Origin of the sequence: Paenibacillus sp. RRE4, from assembly GCF_031844205.1 — a bacterium.
Lineage (GTDB): Bacteria > Bacillota > Bacilli > Paenibacillales > Paenibacillaceae > Paenibacillus > Paenibacillus xylanexedens_B.
In genome coordinates, this window is sequence record NZ_JAUZUT010000001.1 from 3036513 (window position 1) to 3060180 (window position 23668).

The following is a 23668-nucleotide window of genomic DNA, read 5'->3' on the forward strand; positions in this document are numbered from 1 at the left end:
ATGCTAAGAAATCTCCGGAATGCTCACAGCTTGTCAATGATATCCGTGATATCATCAAGTTCGTCCAACGTCAGGTCTGTATCGGTAAAGTCACTTGGTGTAAATTCCTCGGCTTCACGAGTCAGGCAATATACAATCAATCTCTCCAGATTCGAACCGTAGCGGGCTACTTGCTCCACAGCTTCTCTCTCATCCATTCTTGATGGATCATAACGAAGGATCAATTGGAATTTCCCCTGATCGACCACACAGTTCCACTCTTCGAAATGCGACATTCTGTTAAGTGGACTGATTAATTCTCCCATAGGCATGGATGATACGGCGAATGAATCGCCTTGTGAATCTCCTCCAAATTGCCCCAGATAATTAAAAACGATATCGGGATTACACGTCCCCCCCTCAAAAGTGAACACGGTAGTCAGATATTTCAGGATTGAATACCCGCTCCCTTTGCCGGGGATACCACGAAGCATTTCTTTCGTATGACGCAGCGCTTCATCAAGTTCTTCATGAGCTGTACGGAGAAGCACAGGATAGATCGTGGTGAACCAGCCTATGGTCCTTGTGGTATCCACATGGTCCAGTATTCCTTCTCTCCCGTGTCCTTCAAGATCGATAACAACATCTTTTGCATACGTCATGGACAGAGCCGTCAACAGAATATCCATGACTTCGGTGTGATACGCACGATGAACTTCAGTCAATAGCTGGCGTGTTCTATATGGTTCCAGTTCCATAGTCACTGTTTTGCTTTGTTTGAGCAAACCAGGTTTATCACGATGATCACAAAGTTGTAGTGCTTCCTGATTTAGCTTGTGCCAGTAGGCTTGTTGACGCTTCACCTCTTCCGACGTGGCTATGTTTTGAAGTTCACGGCTCCAGAAGGCATAGGAATCCGTCTTCTCAGGCAAATTCACCGTCTTGTCCCCTAGGAGAATAGCTTGATACATGCAGTGGAAATCTTCCAACAGAATTCGCCACGACACACCGTCAATAATAAGATGATGTATTGCGATAAGCAGATGGTCACCTTCAGGTGTTCTGAACACACCAAGCCGAATTAAGTCATGTTCCAGGTTCACCCTGGATTGAATCGCTGTGGCAATACGTTCAAGGTGGGCATCGTCCCAGGGAGTTTCTACTTCGTGTATTTCCACAGGGAATTCCTTATCCTTGTCTATTGATGAAACACTCTGTACCACGCCATCGGGCTTGATATCAAATCGGATACGTAATACATCGTGGTGTTCATAAAGTTTATAGAACACCTCTTTTACCGCGTCCGTATCCCACCCTTCTGGGTTGTACAACATCATCGATTGATTCCAATGATTCAGGTTGCTGTACCCTTGTGCAAAGAACCATTGTTGAATCGGCGTGAGAGGGATGTCTCCTTCAATGATGTCTGGTTGCTCTTTCCTTATTTCCATAGGTTCCAAAAACTCGGCACACTCCGCAATTGTCGGATACAGCATTAAATACTTGACCTGTAGTCTGATCTGATAACGAGTGAGTCTTGATGCAATCTGTATGGATTTAATGGAATCCCCTCCGAGGACAAAATAGTTGTCATCGATTCCCACACGTTCCACACCCAACACTTCTGACCAGACTTGAGCCAAGATTTGTTCTTCTTGAGTTACAGGTGCACGATAATCCTCTTTTATGCTATTCAGATCCGGTGCAGGGAGAGCTCCTCGATCCAACTTGCCGTTACGCGTTACCGGGAGCTTGGCAATCGGTACAAAGTACGACGGAACCATGTATTCGGGCAAACTCTGCTGAACATACTTTCTGAGCTCTTGTTCTTGGAATCCCTCCGATGAAACGATATAAGCACACAGATAATGTCCTGTATTGTCCTGTCGAGAAACAACGACCGCTTCCTGTACATCAGAATGCTGTACCAGCCTAGACTCAATCTCTCCTGGTTCAATTCGGTGCCCGCGAATTTTGACCTGATGATCGATCCGTGTAAGAAATTCAATACAGCCATCAGGCATCCATCGAACTCTGTCCCCTGTCCGATACATTCGTTCACCAATACAGAATGGATCTTCCAGAAACCTGTTCTGCGTCAGCTCTGCATCCCCGATATATTTCTTTGCTACACCCTCACCGGAAATGTACAATTCACCGGCTACACCGACAGGTAAAAGCTGGCCTTGCGCATTGAGTACATAGGCTTTCGTATTATGAATGGGTCTTCCTATAGGAACCGAACTATGCTCTGTCAAATTAGGCCCGACATTATATGTCGTTGCAAAGACCGTTGTTTCAGTCGGACCATACCCATTCGCAATCCGGTCGTCTCCCAGATATTGATGAGCTTGCATGACATGCGATTTGGAAAGGGCCTCTCCTCCAACGAATAGTCGATGCACATATTGCAGACTAGTGACATCATGATCAACCAGCGCATTAAACAGTACACTGGTTACAAAGGCAGATGTGATCCTCTGACCCTTCATGATTGAGGAAAGCTTGTTGATATCCAGTATGTCTTCTTTGCTGATCAGTACAAGCGTAGCACCGTTTAATAATGCACCGAAAATCTCATAGGTTGATCCGTCAAACGCATAATTGGAGAGCTGTAACATCCGATCCTGTTCACGGATGTCGATAAATCCATTATTCATCGCTGTCTTTATGACATTTCGGTGTGTAGTGACTACACCTTTCGGCAATCCGGTCGATCCCGAAGTATACATAATGTATGCTGGAGTGTTCGCTTCATCTGGTAATGCCCTTGAACTACCCTCGTATGGAGCAGATAATATATTTTTTTCTAATAACGTTCGACTGGATTCTTCTAATGGAACCACGAACCCTTTGAATCCATGGAGAGGTCTTTCCGATGGAGCGACGAGCATATTTGCATGACATTGTTCCAACATATAGATCATTCTCTCCGGTGGATGGGATGGATCAAGCGGAACATATACGCCCCCTGCTTGCAAGATTCCCAAGATTGACACAATCATGTCAACTGAACGGTCTGCCAGCAATCCAACAGCATCTCCACGGCGCAAGCCACTTTGCTCAAGATAGGTTGCAAGCTGACAGGCTTTCTGGTAAAGCTCTTGATAGGTTAACGTCTCCCCATAAAAGTCCAACGCCGTTTGATTGGGACGAAGCGACGTTTGGATTTCAAACAACTGGCTGATCGTTTGATCACGCGGATACTCTGCATAAGTGTCATTAAACTGCCCCAATATCTTCTGCTCTTCCGAGGGAGTAATCAGCCTGATCTCGTCGAGTAATATGTCTGGAGAGCTAGACATTTGCCTTATCACATGCTCATAATGAAACGCCATATTTTCCATCTGAGAATGTTCGTAAAGGTCTGTCGCATATTCTATGGTCAGTTTAAGAGATTCTTGATTCTCGTGAACTACCCACGTCATATCGAATTTAGAAGTATTACTTGTCCAATCTAGAGGTTCAATTTGCAACTCTTGCAGCTCTACCGTTCGGGGTTTGGCATCCTGTAGAACAAACATGGTGTCAAATAAAGGATTGCGCTCTGGGTCTCTTGTGATTTGCAGCTTCTCAATCAGTTCATTCAATGGGTACACTCCATGCTCATAAGCCAGCAACGTGTTTCTGCGCACATGACCGATCCATTCACGAATTGGAAGATCACCACACAATTCTTGTCTTAGCGCCAAAGTGTTCACGAACATGCCTGTAACGGAAGAGATATCTGTATGGGTTCTTCCCGCAAAAGGAATGCCCACTACAATATCCTTTTCCCCCGTGTACTTGGACAAAAGAATGTTATACGCTGCCAACATCACCATGAAAAGTGTGGCATCTGTCTGTTGCGCCAACTGTTTCACTGCACTACTCAGCTCAGTATCCAGTTCAAACGTATGGGAAGAACCTGTGAATTGTCTCCTGCTTGGACGCCGCCCCTCTGTGAGGATGTCCAATACGGTGACGTCTTTCTCATACCGCTTGAGCCAGTAATCTTCACTCGTCAAGTAGGAGGGCTTGTTCTTTTGTTCATTCATCCACACCGTGTAATCCTTATATTGAACTGTCATCTCATCAAGAGAATGTCCCTGATAGAGTTGAATCAAATCCTGATACAGAATTCCGGTAGTTACTCCGTCGGACACAATGTGATGTATGTCCATGACCAACACATATTCTCTGTCTGAAAGTGCGCATAAACCTGCTCTCATAAGCGGTGCACATCCAAGATCGAAGGGCCGGACAAATGTGCCAATATACCGAGCAATCTGTTCATCCCTCTCTAGAATTGCAAACGTTTCAGGCTCGGCACTATGTTCCAGTTTCCAATCCGTGTCTTTCAATTCATGAATGAGCTGTCTCAGTTCACCATCAACCATTCTAAAGGAGGTTCTTAGCGATTCATGCCGACGAATAAGTCCTTTAAGCGCAATCTCTAATCGGATCACATCGGGTTTACCATTTATCATCAGTACCATGGGCATGTTATAACTTGTGCAGGTATCCTCGAACTGTTCAACCAAATATAATCTCTTCTGTGCCGACGATACGGGATAATCCACTTGCTTATTGACACGCAGGATACGAGCATGATTCTGTTTATCTCCTTGATCAATCGATGTAGCCATCTGTTTCAGCGTTGGAGCATCAAATAAATCCGGCATGCTTAATTTGATGCCCCATTTCTCCTGTACTTTTGCTATAAGTACCATTGCTTTTAGTGAATGACCGCCCACTTCAAAAAAATGGTCATACAAGCCCACTTGTGTATGGCTGAGAACTTCAGTCCATAATTGCGCCAGTTCCTTCTCCGTATGTGTTGAAGGAGCTACATAATGTGAAGACCATCTTGCAATGTCGGGTTTAGGCAGCGCTTTTCGATCCAGCTTCCCATTCCGTGTAAGCGGTAAGGATGAGAGCTCGATGAATACGGATGGAATCATATGCTCAGGAAGTGTTTCTTTTAAGATTTTTCTCCAGTTTTCGGCTTGATGTTCGTTTTTCATTTCATGTTGGGCAAGCACACTTGCAGAGTCAATCACAACATACGCCACCAACATGGAATGCCCCTGGTCATCCCGATGTGCAGTAACTACAGTTTCGTTGACCTCTTGTAGAGCAAGAATGCGATCCTCGATCTCTGCCAGCTCAATCCGATTTCCACGAATTTTCACTTGCTGATCCAATCTTCCCAGATATTCTATGGTGCCATCCTCTAACCACCTTACGAGGTCTCCTGTACGATAGACTCTATCTTCCCCTTCCATCTGCCGGGTTAAAAACCTTTCTTCCGTCAACTCCGGTTGACCCAAATATCCGGCAGCCAGACCTTCGCCTCCGATGTACAATTCTCCAGGAACCCCCACAGGTTGGGGCTGACCCCATTTATTCAATACATAGAGCCTTGTATTATGAATAGCTCGGCCAATGGGAACACGCCCGGTGTTCCTTACGCTCTCATCAATAGGGTACGTTGCTGCAAATACGGTCGTCTCGGTCGGGCCATACCCATTTACAATCCGATGTCCTCCCAACACATCCAGCGCTTTAATGACATGCTTCACCGAGGCTGCTTCGCCCCCTATAAACAGTTTCCACATACCACGCAGACTGTGTACGTCATAATCAACTACCGTGTTGAACAGAGAGGTTGTCATGAAGAGACTCGTGATCCTCTCTTGTCTTAATGTGCGTGTAAGATACGACACATCATAAACGTGTTGATTAGGCATCAGCACGAGCGTTGCTCCATTAAGAAGTGCTCCAAAGATTTCATATGTGGCGCCGTCAAAAGCATAATTGGAAAGCTGTAACATCCGATCCTCTGGCCCAATTTCAACAAATCCGTTATTGATACAGGTTTTCACTACGTTGCGGTGACTCGTAACTACACCCTTGGGTATTCCGGTAGAACCCGAGGTGTACATGATATAGACTGGCTGCTCTGCTGAATATGAGCTGGATGTATTAATCGAACTCCCCTCTGCATAAACTTGTGGTTCGAGCAGCGGGATGATTGTTCCCGTGTAGGAATCCAAAGTCAGATCCTGCTCCATAATGAGCCATTGCGCTCCACTATCCCGTAAAATGTAAGTTAGTCGCTCTTCCGGAAATTGGGGATCGAGGGGGACGTACGTTCCCCCTGCTTTTAGTATCGCCAGAATGGCAATGATCATCTCCGGTTTACGATGTGTTAAAAGTCCCACACAGTCACCAAACTTAATTCCACGTCTTTTGAGTAATGCCGCCATCCGGTCTACACGTTCGTTCAGTTCTCCATAAGTCACCATCTCTGTACCGTACAAGAGTGCCTCGTGTTCAGGTTGCTCTGATACCATGAATTCAAATGCATCCGTCACAGTCCAGTCTCTTGGATATTCAGCATCTGTTTTATTAAGCTCTCTAAAATACTTTTTTTCTGGCGGGGTAAGCAGCTCCAGCTCCCGAATTTTCGTATCCATGCTATTCAATAGTTGTTCCAGTAAATGAACATAATGACGAGTCATTTGTTCGATGGTAACCCGATCCCATAGATCTGAACTGTATTCAACCTCAGCCAAGAGTTCATCCCCGTCTTCATGCCATACCCAGGACATATCGAATTTGGCCTGCTGTCCACGCCAATCCAACTTGCGAACAGATATATCCTGAAGCGTTTTGACAGGAAGCGTCATATCCTGCAATACAAACAGTGTGTCAAATAAAGGATTTCGGTTAGGTTGAAAAGGAAAATGAAGTTTGTCTAATAGATCACTGAGAGAACATATGCCTCGTTCATTGACTGCCAGCATATATTTTTTGACATGCTGGATATAATCACCGACCGTCAGATCAGCAGCCGGATTAAGCTTCAAAGGCAGCGTGTTTACAAACATCCCCACAATGGGCTCCACATCTACATGTTCTCGTCCGGCTATCGGTACCCCTATAGTGATGTCTTCTTCACCCGTATATTTAGATAACATCAGGCCATACACTGATAACAGAAGGATGAATGGAGTAGCACCGTAACCGGCAGCTGTTCTTTTCAATGCCTGTACCTTCTTACTTGGCAAACCAAATGTATAGGATTCCCCCCGGTACGATCTAATGGCAGGACGTACACGATCCATTGGAAGTTCTGCTGAACTCTCAAATTCTGAGTACTGATCCAACCAGAACTGCTGTGCTTCCTCATAGGTACTGCTCGTCTGCTGGTTCTGTTTCCACATTACATAATCCTTGTAATGGACGCGTATCGGATCAAGTTCCCGTACCTGATAAAGATCAAACAGTTCATCGTATATCAGTTGAGTAGACACCCCATCAGAAACAATATGATGCGTATCCAGCGCCAATACATACCGTTCCTTATCGATTCCAATTACACTTGCCCTGATCAGCGGTGCTTCTGCCAAATCAAACGGCTTAACAAAAGTGGACATTACGTCAGACATTGGATATGTTGCAGTTCCATCCAATTCCTCGATCGAAGACTCCAATGAACCCATAGTCCGCCTTTCAAGTCTCCATTCCACTTCTTCTATTAAATGAATCCGTTGAACTAATTCGCTTTTCTCCATGACAAATGAGGTCCGCAGGATTTCATGGCGTGCGATAAGCCGCCTAAAACATGCTTCCAGACGAGTGGTGTCTAATGCTCCTGATATTTCAAATAACATCGGCATGTTATAACTTGTTCCACTGGTTTCATACTTCTGGGCGTAGTAGATTTGCTTCTGAACCGATGTAACAGGATAAAATTGCATCACTGGAGCCGGATCAATGGCTTTATATCGATTTCGAGCGGCCTTCTGAATCCATCCAGCCATGTCCCGAAGAATTGGGGTCTCGAATACATCCAGCAAGGTAAGTCTGACCTCAAGTTCCTGGTGGATCTTGCCTACTAGTAACATGGCTTTCAGAGAATGTCCGCCCAATTCAAAGAAATGATCCTGTATGCCTATCTTCTTAATGCCCAGAACGCTTTCCCATATCTCTATCAAGCTCTGTTGGACTGGATTCTCTGCTGGAACATATTGCTGACCTCGTACAATTGTCGGCTTCGGAAGTTTCTTTCGGTCGATCTTTCCATTCGAAGTAAGCGGTATCTCATTCAAAATGGAGAAGACGGTTGGGACCATATATTCAGGCATTTGCTGCTTGAGTTCCTGCTTCCAGATCGTTACCAGTTCTTGAAAAGACTGCTTCGCTTCTCCATCCGGAAGTAAAATGTACGCGCATAGATAGGAGTGACCCTGGTCATCACGATCCGCCATCACTATCGCTTCATGGATACCTGACAGCTTGCGCAGGCGTCCCTCTACCTCCCCTGGTTCAATGCGATTGCCACGAATCTTCACTTGATGGTCTATTCGATCAATGAATTCGAGATTTCCATCTGGCAGCCATTTCACCAAATCGCCAGTCCGATATAGACGTTCTCCCGGAACAAACGGACTAGTTATAAATTTGTCACGGGTGAGCTCCGGTTTTCCCAAATATCCTTGGGCAAGCCCTGGACCACCTATATGCAACTCGCCAGGAATACCAATAGGTAATTGCTTGCCTTCTTGGTTCAGCACATACACTTTTGTGTTATTCGTTGGCTGACCAATGGGGATATATTCATCAGAAACGATGGAGTAGAATGTGGAAAATACCGTCGTTTCTGTCGGGCCATATACATGTATAAGTCTATGTTTTCCAAGCAAATCAACGGCCTTTTTGACATGAGTTCCAGATACTTTCTCACCGCCAAAGAGAATTTTCCTAGTTTGGTTCAAGCATGTTGGGTCCAGATCTACCAGCGTGTTAAAAAGGGCTGTTGTCATGAAAGCAATCGTGATATGTTGTTCGCGAATGGCCTTGGCGAGAACATTCCCGTCCAGCACCTCTTCCCGTTTCAACAACACAAGTTCAGCACCGTGTAACAGTGCACCATAGATGTCGAACGTCGATCCGTCAAACGCATAATTAGATATCTGTAGCAGACGGTCCTCAGGGGTGATATCAACGTAACCATTATGAATGACCGTCTTGATTACATTGCGGTGTGTCGTGATTACTCCTTTTGGAGTGCCGGTGGAACCAGAGGTATACATGACATATAAGGTATCTTCCGGGCCAGGAGACCGGTCATCTCCACTGTTATTCATATGATTTCGGTCAAGCACCGGATTCCGATTGGACTCTTGTGCCCAAATATTTTCATTAAAAATTAGAACTTCTCCCTCATAATGAGGGACCTGGTCAGGATGATCTACAATCAACCACCTTGCCCCGCTATCCTTCAACATGAACGCTTTCCTGTCCGCAGGGAAGCTCGGATCAATAGGGACGTACGCCCCTCCGCTCTTAACGATGGCGAGCATTGCAACAATAACCTCAATGGAGCGGTCCATAATTAGCCCGACGCGTTGCCCAGCCTGAACGTCCTGTGAAATAAGATATCGTGCAAGACGGTTCACACGATCATTTAGCTCCCCATACGTAACACGGTACCCATCCATCTTTACAGCCGGCTTCTCGTTACCTAGCTCAACCTGCTGTTCAAACAGCTCAGCAACGGAAGCATCTTGAGGATAATCTGCAGCGCTGTTATTCCATACCTCTATCTGTGCCATGTCAGATTCGGTTACAAGCTCCAGTTCCCCGATTTTCAGTTCCGGGAACGCCACAATCTGCTGCAGTAAATGTACATAATGCTTTAAAATTCTTTTTATGGTATTCGATTCCCACAAATCCGTTCGGTATTCAACAGATAATGTCATATCATCTTCCGAATATGTGCAGACCCATGTCATGTCAAATTTTGATGTATGATGATCCCACTCGGCATACTGGACCTCAAGCCCTGGTATATGCTTCTCTGCGGGTACCTGATCCTGTAGCATAAACATCGTATCGAACAATGGATGTCGGCTGGAATCAAACGGCAGGGACAGGCGATCTATCAGGTCTTCCAGTGGGTATCGGCCGAATTGATATGCTGCCAGCGTAATTTCTCTCATTTTTTCCAGATATACGCTTACCGACAGTTCTGCCTTGGGTTCACTTCGAAGTGCCAGCGTATTGGCAAACATGCCTACCATTCGTTCATGCTGAATGGTATCTCTACATGTGAAAGGAGTGCCCACGATAACATCTTCCACCGCTGAATATTTGGACAACAGAATCTGATAGGATGCCATCATTAGCATAAATAAGGTCTGTTGGTTGGCCTTAGCCGCTTCTTTTAATTGACTCACGAGAGCAGTATCTAACGTTACATTCACCCGACTTCCCTCGAATCTGCGGATCGGAGAGCGCAGATGGTCTGTTGGTATTTCAAGAACCGGGACTTCGGCTTGGTACAAGGACAGCCAGTAATCCTGACTTTTGCTGTATGCCTCTTGTTGAAGATATTTCTCCTGCTCCCAGACAGCATAATCCTTGTACTGCACGCCCATGTCCGAAAGAGTCTGCCCCTGATATAATCTAACCCAGTCCGATATTAGAATCTCTATTGAGCGTGCATCCGAAATGATATGATGCAGGTCAAGCAATAGCACATGACTCTCCTCATTCATCCGAAGTAAACCTCTTCGGAACAAAGGGGCTTCTCCTAGATCAAATGGCCGAATGAATTGTTCAGCAAACGACTGGATAGCCGATTCTTCCGTCCCTGCTAATGCAACTTCTTCGACGCGCAAAGATTCCAGAGATATTTGATCAGCTCTATGAATACGCTGCCGCAGTTCACCACGGTGCAACTCAAATGAAGTTCTCAATGTCTCGTGTCTCTGAATCAGCATCTGCATTGATTTCTCCAAAGCATTTAAATCCAGCTTGCCCTTTAATCGGAGCAGAAAAGGCATGTTGTAGCTTACAGCTGCATTTTCCATTTGCTGAACAATGTACATCCTTTGTTGAATGGAAGACGCCGGATACGTGTCCCTGTAGGGTGCAGGCAAAAGCTCCTCATCAGGCTGGTCTGTCGAGCGTGCTGTCATGATCCACATGGCCATCTCTCGAATCGTAGGCATGATGAATACATCCTGTAGTGAAACCTTTACGCCGGTTTCCTTCTGCACTCTAGCCACAAGCATCATAGCTTTAAGTGAATGCCCTCCGATTTCAAAGAAATGCTCCTCTACTCCCACGCTTTGTATATCCAGAATCTCTTCCCAGATATGTGCTAATTTCTCTTCAAATACATTAGCCGGAGCGACAAAATGGTTGGTCTGTCTTCTCGTGGGCTTGGGAAGTGCCTTGCGATCGAGCTTACCGTTCAGTGTCATGGGGAAGCTTTCCAGTATAACGAAAGCATTCGGAACCATATATTCAGGCAGCGTCTTCCTCAGCTCTTTTTTCCAGTGCAACACAGGAGTTTTGTTGTCACCTGGGACGATATACGCGCATAAATAGGCATGTCCGTGCTCATCCTTTTCTGTTATAACCACAGCATCCTTGATCGATTCAATCCTGGATAGCCTGCTCTCAATTTCGCCAAGCTCAATTCGATTTCCACGAATTTTCACTTGCTGATCCAGTCTCCCCATGTACTCAAGATTTCCGTCCGGCAACCAGCGAACGAGATCACCTGTTTTGTACATTCTTTTTCCAGAAGGACCGATTACAAAACGTTCTTCGGTTAATTCAGCCTGATGCTGGTAACCTGACGCAAGTCCATCACCGGAAATATACAACTCGCCGGGTACCCCAACAGGTTGAAGTTGTCCTTTTCGATTCATTACATGAGCCTGGGTATTGTGAACAGGTCTTCCGATGGGAACTGTGTTATAATGCAGCAATTGTTGATTGACCAGATAAGTCGCTGCAAAAACGGTCGTTTCAGTTGGACCATATCCGTTAGCAATCCGGTCATTCCCCAGAACCTGCAGAGCCTTCTCCACATGCTTTTTGGATCCAGCCTCTCCGCCAAAGAATAGCCTTCTCACATGTTTCAAACATTGAACATCCCACTCCACAACGGCATTGAACAGTACAGCAGTCATAAAAGCCGAAGTGATTCGTTCATTCTCCAACGTATCAGCAAGCTCCGATACGTTGAGAACTTTTTCTTTGGGAATTAATACAAGTGTAGCTCCGTTTAGTAAAGCACCAAATATTTCATATGTTGAACCATCGAATGCATAGTTGGAGAGTTGCAACATCCGGTCCGTTTCATGAATATCCATAAAACCGTTATTGATTACGGTCTTCACAATATTACGATGTGTCGTTTGCACACCCTTCGGTTTACCTGTAGACCCCGATGTATACATGATATAGGCTACATCTTCAGCAGATCTGTGGCATTTCGTGAAGATGTCCGCTGATTGTCGCTCGCAGTCACTATGCAACCGTTCTTGCTGGATCAGATTGAGCTGCTTGCCTTCATATCCACTGATAAAGAGACCTTTTTCAGCGATAAGTACAGCCACACCACTATCTGCAAGCATCGTATGAATTCGCTCAGTCGGGAACTCCGGATCCAGCGGAACATAGGTACATCCTGCTTTCAAAATGCCGAAAATGGCCGTTATCATCTCTATGGACCGCCTTGAAATAAGTCCAATATTTTGTCCGGGTTCAACGCCAGACTCGAGCAACTGAATGGCAAACTGATCCACTCGCTTACCGAATTCTCGGTAGGATAACTTCTCCTCTCCCATAACAATTGCAGTTCGCTCAGATTGCTGTATCACCTGCTGCTCGAACAGTTCCACAACGGTTGCCTCATGAGGATATTCGGCCGTTGTGTCATTGTAAGTTTCGAGTAACTTGTGTTCTTCCTCCGTGATAATATCGGCTGTATCGATCTTCTGTTCCGGTTTGGTAAGCAAGCAATCAAGAACTCTCAGATATACCTCAAGCAACCGATCTGTAAATGCTGTCGGATAAGATGACACCATTTTGACGGACAACTCACCCAGCGTTACTGAAATACTGAAATCGAGGAGCGTATTTGTTTTCTCATAGCTGTAAGACTTAAATTCAAACATTCCTTGTTTCACAGTCTCATATACATGAAAATCAATATAGTTAAAGGCGATATCAAACAACGGATTTTCTCGGCTGCTTTGCTCCCCAATTGCATTTAGAATCTGAACAAGGGACAATCGGCCATATTTTTTGAGTTCGGTTTGTTTACGATACACATCTTGAATAATGTCTCCCCAGTTCACTAGAGAATCAAATTGCGTGCGCAAAGGGACTGTATTCAGGAAACAGCCCAATATGCGGGCGCCATCCTCGTGAACAGGACGTCCATTCTCGACAAGCCCGATTAGGATATCATCTTCATATGACAACATATATAATGAAGTGACGAATGCAGACAAACATAGGGATTTTACAGTAACACGCTGATGACGTGCCGCTTCTTGTAACTGGGTGTAAAGTTCCGATGGAAGGAGAGTCACGCTTGAATTAGCTACTGAATTGCCATGATGAATCTCGGACTGTTCTGTGAATGAGTATTTTCGATAATCCAGTAGCTCTTCACGCCAATACTCCATAATAGAAGAATTTCGAGATTGTGCCATCTGATCTATAACATAATCTTTATAGCTCGTTTTTAACGGATCAGGCACTGACTTCCCCTCCTTTGAGAGCACCGTACAAATTCAGTAGTTCCGACATAAAGACGGCAACGCTCCATCCATCCAGAATGGCATGATGAAAGATCCACCCCACATATGACTCCTCCGTGGAATTGAAAATCACCAGGCGCCAGAGCGGAGCATGCTCAATATCAAATGGTCGCTTCCGATCAAGCTCCATATAATTCCGAATTTCCTGTTCTATCGATTCAGTATCCCGATGTTCCAGCACGACCTCCTGAATTTCAAAATCTATACGTTCACAACTATATTGGACAGGTACGGGAAAATCAGAAATATTAAAACCAGTACGCAGAATGGGATGCCTGCTTATGAGTTCATTCATCACCGTTTGAAGATTAAGCACCTGAATTCGATGCCCATGAATCTGATATATAAACTGATCGTGATATACACCCAGACCTTCATTTTTCATGTAATGGAACACCATTCCCTGTTGAATATCACTCATGGGATACACATCTTCCACATCGGAGGGTAACAAGGCTCGTAATGCCGGGTTCGCAAGCCACTCGGTGCGCATCTGTAATAACTCCATCTCTATCTCGTTCCGGACGTTATCAGGTTCAAGATGAGTACTTCGGTGTCTAACCAAATTGCGAATCGTTGGATAATCATACATATCAGAAATTTGGATATGTAGTCCAAGCTCTCTGTTCATTCGGCTGATTAGTTCAATGACACGAATAGAGTCTCCACCAAGCTCAAAGTAGTCACACTCTACACCCATATTGCGGTTATCCAGCATTTCCTGCCAGATGTTCAGCATCTGCCATTCTAGTTCATGGCTTGGCATAACCAAATCGGTAACATCTGTTGGAGTCACACTGTTGCTAGGAGCGGGAAGTGCTCTCGTATCGACTTTGTTGCTCAGTGTCATTGGCAGAGTCTTCATTTGAATATAATGAGCAGGCAGCATATACCGTGGCAGATGTTGGGATAGTCTTGTTCTTAAATCTTTGCTCTGCTGAAGTCGATCAGAAACGTAATATGCACAGAGAACACTCTCTCCAGTATCCGCTTCCCTGACCGTTACAACCGCTTGCTGTACTCCATCGATTTCCAGAAGTCTGGATTCGATCTCACCAAGCTCGATTCGGAAACCTCTGATCTTCACTTGATGATCGATCCTTCCCAAATATTCAAGTTCACCGTTCATCTGCCAGCGGGCCAGATCTCCAGTTCTGTATAACCGCTGTGAGGCGGCAAAGGGATGGGGAACAAACCGTTCGGCGGTCAGTTCTTCTCGGTTCAGATATCCCCTGGCCAAGCCTGCACCACCAACATAAATTTCCCCTTCCACACCAATCGGAACCAATTCCCGCTGTTCATCGAGAATATAAATTTGAAGCGTAGGAATGGGTTTTCCAATGTTGCTTATTTTGGCTTGGATATCATCCCATTCCATTTCCTTATATGTCACATGAACCGTTGTTTCCGTAATGCCATACATATTAATGAGTTGAGTTTGAGGATATTTCTTCTTCCATTCCAGTAGTTGTATAGGTTGAAGAGCTTCTCCCCCAAAAATCACCTTTCGAACAGCCAGCGATGTATGCAAGTCTGACTCTACTTCCAATTTAGCGATTCGGTAAAAGGCCGTCGGAGTTTGGTTCAAAATGGTGACCTGTTCCTTCTGCAGTAACGATAAGAACTGTGCTGGCTCTCTTGTTACATTCAGAGGAACTATAATCAATCTGGCACCATACAATAACGCCCCATACATCTCCCACACCGAAAAATCAAAACAGAATGAATGAAACAGTGTCCACACATCTTCTTTGGTAAAGTCAAACAAGTTTCGGTCATTAAAAAGCAGCCTGACCACATTGGAATGTTCAATCATGACCCCTTTTGGTTTTCCCGTTGATCCTGAGGTGTAGATGATGTATGCCAAATCCGATGGTTGATTCACTTGTTTCAGATTAGTTGCGTAGACGCCTTCTATTTGATCGTCATCCAGTAGATCGGGAACGATTGCCTTAATTGATACATCCTCAGGCAGAAGCTCCTGGTCTTCCGTAATACAGAATTGTGCTTTACTATCTTCAAGCATGTATTGAATACGCTCTTTGGGGTACTCGGGATCAATCGGCATATAAGCTCCACCTGCCTTAAGCACGGCAAGTATGCTGATAACCATTCCAGGTGAACGTGAAAACAAAATGCCTACAACCTGATTTGGTTTGACGCCTTGCTGTCGAAGAAATATCGCCAAACGGTTGGCTTTACTATTTAATGTGGCATATGTCATCTCAGTATGTTCATAACGTAAGGCAATTCGTGCACTGCAACTTTCCGCCTGTTCCTCAAACAAACTGACGAGTGTTGCTTCTAACGGGTATGTGGTCTTCGTATCATTGAATTGCTCCAGAAGCATACGCCTCTCGGTATCAGGCATTGTATTCAGACTCGACAGCTTAATGCTCAACAACCCCTTCCAGCATGGTGATATAGAATTCGAGAAGCCTCTCGATGGTCTCCATTCGGTACACATCCGTGTTGTATTCCATACGCAGCCTAAGAATATCTGACTCCTCATATACATGTAGAATCAAGTCATACTTGGATGTACTTCCTGCTTCAATCATCAACTGTACAGATAAATTCTGAAGCTGATAGTGGTGTGTGAATTCATTTTGCAATGTAAACATGACTTGAAAACCCGGTGTTAATCCTGGTGCCATATGATACGAAAGGTCAGGTAGCAGCATTTCTATAGGTACTTCCTGATGTTGATAAGCATCCAAGGATATATCTTTAACCTGTTGCAGTAGATCATCAAACGTCATATCTTCACTAAACTCGACCGGTAAAATAACGGTATTCGCTACAAATCCAATGAGCTTCTCCACCTCAGCACGGATCCTGTTGGACATTACGGTACCAATGGGGATATAGGGCTGTCTGGTAAAACGATGAATCAGGTAGCCATACACCGCGAATAAAAGCATAAAGAGGGTAACCCCTGACCTATTTGCCTTTGCTAATGTCCGGGAGGTTAATTGGGAGTCTACAATGCGTTCGAGCGTATTTCCTCTGTACGTTCTAACCTCAGAATATGGAAAGTCATAGGGTACTTGTATGATGGGTAATGTTCTGTTTAGCTTACTAATCCAGTAACCTTTTAGTTCCCGCAGGGCAGAATCACTACCTTGCTCCATGGATGATTGCCACAGCACATAATCGGAGTAGGATACAGAAAGTGGCGTCAACATTCGATGTGAATCTTCCAACCCCGATTCATATAATTGCACCAATTCGTTGGTGAAAATCTCTACTGACCAGCCATCAGAAATAATGTGATGCATGGATACAACTAGAATATGCTTGTCCGGGCCGCAATCAATCAGGCACAACCGAAGACATGCATCGTTCATAAGGTCAAACCGCAAGTTTGCTTCCTGATCAATCTCCATCCTAATTCCAACATGTCTTTCATGTTCCTGTAGCTGGGTAAGATCTACTCGTCGAATTTCAATCTCAGATGCTGGCTCCTTAACATACTGATAAGGTTCCCCGTCTTGAATACCATAGCGGACACGCAAAGCCTCATGCCGCATAATCAGTGCATGTAGAGCATTCTGAAGTTTGTATATATGAAAAACACCCGTAAAGTGAATCGAAAATGTATTGGTATAAAAGGCGCTCTCTGGAGCAATCATGTGCAGGACCCATTGACTTTTTTGTTTCATGGTAAGCGGAAGTTTCTCCGTCCGTTGCTGCTGAACCGGGATAGGAGTATGGTTATTTAACGGTTCCGTATTCTGCAATTCCTGAAGAATTCCGTTGATGGTTGCTTGTCTGAAAAAACGCTGTATCGAAATACGCACCTTATACTCGGAAGCAATCATCGCGAGCAGACGAGTCATGCGGAGGGAGTCACCACCTAATTGAAAAAAATCATCATGGCTGGCCACCTCGGTCAATCCCAAGACGGATTGAAATGCTTTTTCAAGAAATGGATAATACTCCGAAGAAAGCGATGCCCCTTCACCTATATGAGATTGTCTGTACACTTCAATTCGGTCAAGATGTACATTATGTTCCTTTATATATTTACGTACTTTGGTGTACACCAGAGCTTCATGGCAATGAACCTGCTCTGATGTATAGTGAATTATGCAACACTTGTCCTGCTGGATCTGCGCTGCTTCGGAATCCTTTTCTTCCGCCTGTTCACATGTATCCTTTTCAACAGAAGTTGCTGCAACTTCCTCTTCCATCATCTTCTGAACCTGTTGACGTTCATGCAGCATACAATCTATTCGGTTGAGCGTTTCATCAAATTGGCCATCCAGTAGTAAATCTACAAGTTGTAGTCGCTGGATTTTACCTGTAGGTGTACGAGGGAATTCCCTTTTGCTTACCGGAACAATATATCTGGGATTTACGCCAAATTGTCTCGATATGTTGCCTCTCATCTCCTGAATGACGAACATATTTAAGCCTTCATCATCATTTAGAGGTGAATAAAATAACAACAGCTGGTCATTGCCCGACTCTCCGCCAGAAATTCCTGCTGCTGCCACGTAATCAGCATCAACACCGTATACCTGCTTCATCACTGCTTCAATTTCATAGTTGTAAAGATTTTTTCCGTTCATGATCAGTACATCTTTTTCTCTGCCGGTTAACGTCAACCTGCCACCTTTTACAAAACCGAGATCACCGGATTCCAACCACCCATCGTTAGTCAATACGTTGTTAGTTGCTTCCTTGTTCTTGAAGTATTCCGTTATGATTGAATCTCCCTTGAGCTGAACTCTCCCCACATGAGCTTCGGGAAGCGGAACATTATAATCATTGACTATACGCAGACTTATTCCGGGAATTACCTCTCCAATCTCGGCAAAAGCTATTGTTTCTTCCGTATTGGGGGAGTCTGCAAAGATTAATTCCCCAGCCAATGATCCCTTCACAATATGCTGAATTCCACCTGTATCGGACTGATCAAACGTTCTACTGAAGCAGAGACTTCCCGAAAACTCAGTCATTCCATATGCAGGAACAATGCTATTAGCTTTAAGTCCAAATGGAGCTAACTGATGTAGGAATTCTTTGCCTGTGCGAGCTGAAATCGGTTGACCTACATTCAATATGGTTCGAATGGATGACAAGTCCCATGGCCGGGCATGGACGGCTTTATGCTGATTCAGCTGTGCATAGGCAAAATTAGGAGCCCAGGTGAATGTGACTTGATGCTCCTCTATATCTTCTAGCCATGAAGTGGGAAAGTTCAAAAAACGCTCAACAGAACTTAACACTTGCTCACAGCCCAACACAACTCCGAGGATATGATTGGTTAGCAATCCACCAGCATGATAGAGAGGCATCCAATTCAAAGTAATCTCTTCGGAAGTCAAGCCCAAATGTTGTTTGATACCTATAATATTCGCAAGGATCTGGCGATTTTGATACCGGACACACTTCGGAGTACCTGTCGTTCCTGATGTAAAGAGGGTAAGGACAGGATCGTGTGGCTCACTACTGTGCCTATTCCGGCAACGGTTATGCTGCGATAGCTCGTTTATCGAAATTACCGCTCCTTCACGTTTACCCTCCTCCTCAAAAATTCCAGCGAAATCTCCTACAATGAGCGGATAATCCAATAACTTCCACACCTGCTTCAGCTTCAGGTGATCCACGTGATCGGTTGGCAAATGAAGAGCTGGCTTCAGTGGCGCCGGATTCATACCGCCAAGTATACAAGCCCAGATTGCAGCTACGAAGTGATCTATACGTTCAATCTGCAAAATGACAGACTCTCCCGGCTGGACACCTTGTTGACTTAGCCCTTGAAGGATGCTCTCTGCATGCTGTGACAAATCCGAATAATCTGATATTCGGACTTCTCCATTCTTCATCTTATAATGCAATTTCTTCTTTGGATTATTCCTAACAGTCAGATCAAAAGCCTCAGCAAGCGTCTGGGGATATCCAGAATAGTCAAGTGCTTTCCCTACCAGGATTGCTGATTCTCCAGCTAATAGATTTGATTGTGATTTCCACAGTTTCGGTCTCTGACCATATTTGAAATGTTCATGCGTCTTTAATACCGTAGAAGCAGCGGCAGGGATATAACGTTTATTTCTATTGCCATAAGAGGTCGTTGCCCGCATGGATATTGAAAGTTGTTGAACTGGAAGCTCATTTCTTATATAACGTTGGAGATTAACATGAAATGACATTCGAACGTGTTCTCCTTTCACTGCCCTGAGGTAACGGTGAGTTCCTGTAACGAATGATCCAGACTTTCCTGTGAAATTTTCACTGAGACCCACCCACGGACACTATTAATAAGCCATATATTTGTTGCACCAATTATGTCTCTGTACGTTAATACCTTTTCTTCGAGAATTCCGTCATTCAAGAGCTGATTTCGGAATGTGCCTGCTAACAATCCGCTATCTCTTGGTGGTGTGTATTTTTTACCTTGTTGCTCAATGACCACATTTCCTGTTATGAATTCGGTAAGTTCTCTATGCTCATTCCACAGAAGAACATCGTAAGCATCTCCAGATGCCATGCGATGAACATCGTACATGTCCCGATACGTTGTCTTGTGATATAAGTAGCGCTGATTGGACAAAATTGGTGATTTTGCGAGAGCTACCATCTGTGTTTCTCTTCGGTCTATAAAAGGTGTGCTCTCAATCGAAATTTCTCCCAATGGAGATAACAACACTCTGACCTTATGCAGGCCGATCGCATGTTTTCTGGCATAATTTGTAAGTTCATTCTGAATAACCTCTCTATCCGCCCCAAAGTTAAAATAGGATGCAGAATCCATCATTCGGTCAAGATGACGTTCCAAGAGCGAATACTGCCCATTCTCCAATCGAAGCGATTCCAATAATTCAAAATACGGCTTTTGTTCCGTTAGCATCAACGCTTTAGTTTTGGCCTCTGCATATTCATCCGAAGCTGTCGAGTCCCAAGTGATCCCTCCGCCCACACCATATTCAGCCTGATTGCGCTGATGATCAATCCACACTGTTCGAATCGCTACATTAAAAACGGATGAACCATCCGGACTTAACATACCAATCGATCCGCAATAGATCTCTCTTGGTGTATCTTCCAGTTCATAGATTAAATCCATTGTGCTGATTTTCGGCGCCCCAGTGATAGAACCACAGGGGAAAAGTGCTGTGAACAAGTCCTCTAACTGAATGTGGGACCTTGTATTTGCTGTAACCGTAGAGGTCATTTGAAACAAAGTATAATATTTCTCAATATCAAAAAGTCTCGGTACATGTACACTTCCCGTCTCGGCAATAACACTAAGATCATTCCGGAGCAAATCTGTAATCATCACATTTTCAGCCCGATTTTTCGGGGATTGCTGCAACCACTTGGCCAATTCGTCGTCCTGTTTCTGGTAAAGCCCCCGTTTCACTGTTCCTTTCATCGGACGAGTCTCCAGCTGATTTCCATTCTTCTTGAAGAATAATTCAGGTGAAGCACTCAAAATGCTGATATCACCGAGTTGCAGCATGACTGAATAATCCGCCTGCTGTGCGTCACATAACTTTGTATAAAAAGCGTAGGGATCACCCTCATACTCTGATCGAAGGCGCATCGTATAATTGACCTGATAGGTGTCTCCCCGCGCGATGGCTTCGTGAATTTTATGTATATTTTGATGATAAGTTTTCTCTGTAACCGTTGGTTCCCATCCTGAGATCTGATACTCATTAGATGAGGATGCATAGCCTGTATCATACCCTTCAAAAATACCAAACCATATGAGCGGTAAAACCACATCTGAATGAACTCGAAAAGCGGGATCGAAAGCCGGCGCAGCTTCGTAAGATACATAACCTACTGCATAATATCCTTTATTAACCGCGTCCTGAATTTTCCTCAAAGCCGGTTTTACCTCTTCAATGGATGTTGCCTTAATGACTTCAACAGGATTCGTGAAAATTTTACGCTGTTTACAACGATCCTCGCCTACAAAATCAAATAAGATGTACGGATTGGCATCGGATTGCTTCATTCAAGAATACCTCCTTGAGAAGTGAGTTTAGAGCGTAACGTAACTTGAGTCGGATTCTGTCTTTGGGGAAGAGCAGTTCTGCAAAAAGTTAGCCAGAATCTGTTTGCCCGATGGAGTAATAATGGATTCCGGATGGAACTGCACTCCTTCTATACTCCATTTCTTATGGCGAAGTGCCATCACTTCCCCTTCGCTAGACCATGCCGTAACTTCCAATTCTTCAGGCAGATCAGGATTGACAATAAGCGAATGGTATCTTGCCACATTCAGAACGGCCGGCAGTCCTTCGAACAATGTTTTACCATCATGCGAGATATCCGAAGACTTACCGTGCATCAGATGCATGGCTGACTCCACTTTCCCTCCAAACGCCTGCGCGATCGCTTGATGGCCAAGACATACACCAAGAATGGGAATTTTCCCAGCAAAATATCGTATCACTTCAAGAGAAACTCCGGCATTAGACGGATTGGATGGACCTGGAGAAATCACGATATAATCAGGAGAGATCTCTTCCAATTTTTTCACCGTAATCGCATTATTACGATACACGTTTATGCTCTCACCCAAATCAGCGAAGTACTGCACAAGGTTATACGTGAAAGAATCAAAATTATCAATCATAACGATCATGAGCAGGTCTCCCCCCAATATTAAATAAAAATTTAGTAAAGGATGACTCACGAGATAGAAGACTGACTATTCGGTCTGACAGGTGGTGTAAATAGCCGTTCTGATACAAGTTCGTTCAAGAATGCTAGGCTTGCAATTCAAAAAAACAGACTGTTCGGTTTAATTATGTTCATTGTTCTGTGTTATACGCAAAATAATATTCATTACAGCTTAATGAAATCTAATCAGAGGGTTGATACCTTGGAATAAGTGACTTGTAAAGGAGAAGCAAAGAGAACGACGTCTGGTTGCCTTTTAGTGGTAAAAAATGGGAGTTATCTGAAGCATCACAACTTGTAACAGGTAATTTTTATCATATGTTGGGAATTAAAGTGAAAACACATTCCTATTTCATAATAACCCATATTAAATAAGTATACCACCATTTGTTTTAAATATTTTGCACTTTAATAACTTATTATGTAAATTTTCAATACAAAATAAGTCTTTTTGTCTTTTTTCCGATTCACTTTGAGCCGGAATTCAAAAAAACTGGCCCTCGGAATTGTATGGTTACAATCCTGATAATGCCAGTTCTATCATCACATCATACTTACAATCCAACCGATCCAGTACGCGAATGGAATGAATAGCAACTGTGCTAAGACCGTCCCGAACAGACGGGATACAAGCATACAGCCATAGATCTGGTTCATCCGATCCAAACGGATCTCGCCACGTAATGATTTGTCACTAAGCAGGGAAATTCGCGGATCAATCAGGATGGTTAGTAAAATAGTCGCTATTCCGTTAATGAGCCCGGTTGATTGGGATGCAGCTACAGCCTGCGCTGGGTAAAGATACGCTGCGTACAAACTGGACAGGACACCCGTGGTATAGATTGCGGTCACCGCTACATTTAGCATCATCAATTGTCTGGGCATTCCATGATGAACCAATCGCTTGGCCATCTTCCAGGATAACGGGGTAATGTAATACGTTGCATTTCTAATCTTGCTTCTCTTCAGCATACCGCGAACCATTGCAGGAATAGAACCTGCCGCTTCAAAATGTACGACCATTCTGGATGAGAGTTTGACCATCGTTGGGAAACAGAGGATAGCTAACGCCGTTCCTATCGTTGCCGCCCCCATTAACCAATGGAGTTGCGTTGCAAAGTACGGGTTTGTTCCACGGGTGGCGGCATCCACCAAACTACCGATCATGGGGCCCTGTGCCATATTGGATGTGCGGGAGACGAGCAGCAAAATGCCTGCGAGGGATATCGCAAGAGCTATCCGACGTGTACGTAAGCCGCCAAGACGAAGTGCATAAGATAGACTATCTGTTGCATGGATCAGCATGGTGAATAACATCGGAAGAGCCAGACTTAAACTGAACATATGTACGTTCTCCTTTATATTGGTTCTTATGTTTGATTTTATCCAATTTTCTTCATCAACGTATTATACGCCCTATGCCC

The 23668-nt window shown here is 44.4% G+C and carries 6 protein-coding genes; all 6 read right to left on the minus strand.

What is annotated here, in order from left to right; all coding sequences use genetic code 11:
• Positions 1-23: 23 nt before the first annotated feature.
• Positions 24-13538, minus strand: a complete 13515-nt coding sequence (locus Q9R46_RS13710) for a non-ribosomal peptide synthetase (protein WP_311280409.1) — start codon at positions 13536-13538, stop codon at positions 24-26.
• On the minus strand, positions 13531-15999 hold the full coding sequence (locus Q9R46_RS13715) for a non-ribosomal peptide synthetase (protein WP_311280410.1): 2469 nt from the start codon (positions 15997-15999) through the stop codon (positions 13531-13533). The genes Q9R46_RS13710 and Q9R46_RS13715 overlap by 8 nt, the downstream gene beginning before the upstream one ends.
• Positions 15989-19759, minus strand: a complete 3771-nt coding sequence (locus tag Q9R46_RS13720; RefSeq protein WP_311280411.1) for a condensation domain-containing protein — start codon at positions 19757-19759, stop codon at positions 15989-15991. The genes Q9R46_RS13715 and Q9R46_RS13720 overlap by 11 nt, the downstream gene beginning before the upstream one ends.
• 17 nt (positions 19760-19776) lie before the next feature.
• Positions 19777-21573 carry an aminodeoxychorismate synthase component I gene (gene pabB / locus Q9R46_RS13725; protein ID WP_311280412.1) on the minus strand — a complete coding sequence of 599 codons (1797 nt, stop codon included), beginning with the start codon at positions 21571-21573 and terminating at the stop codon, positions 19777-19779.
• Positions 21574-21600: 27 nt separating this feature from the next.
• Positions 21601-22206, minus strand: a complete 606-nt coding sequence (locus Q9R46_RS13730; RefSeq protein ID WP_311280413.1) for an anthranilate synthase component II — start codon at positions 22204-22206, stop codon at positions 21601-21603.
• 581 nt (positions 22207-22787) lie between these two features.
• Entirely contained in the window at positions 22788-23588 is an 801-nt protein-coding gene (locus tag Q9R46_RS13735; protein WP_311280414.1) for a lipid II flippase Amj family protein, read from the minus strand.
• Positions 23589-23668: the final 80 nt, after the last annotated feature.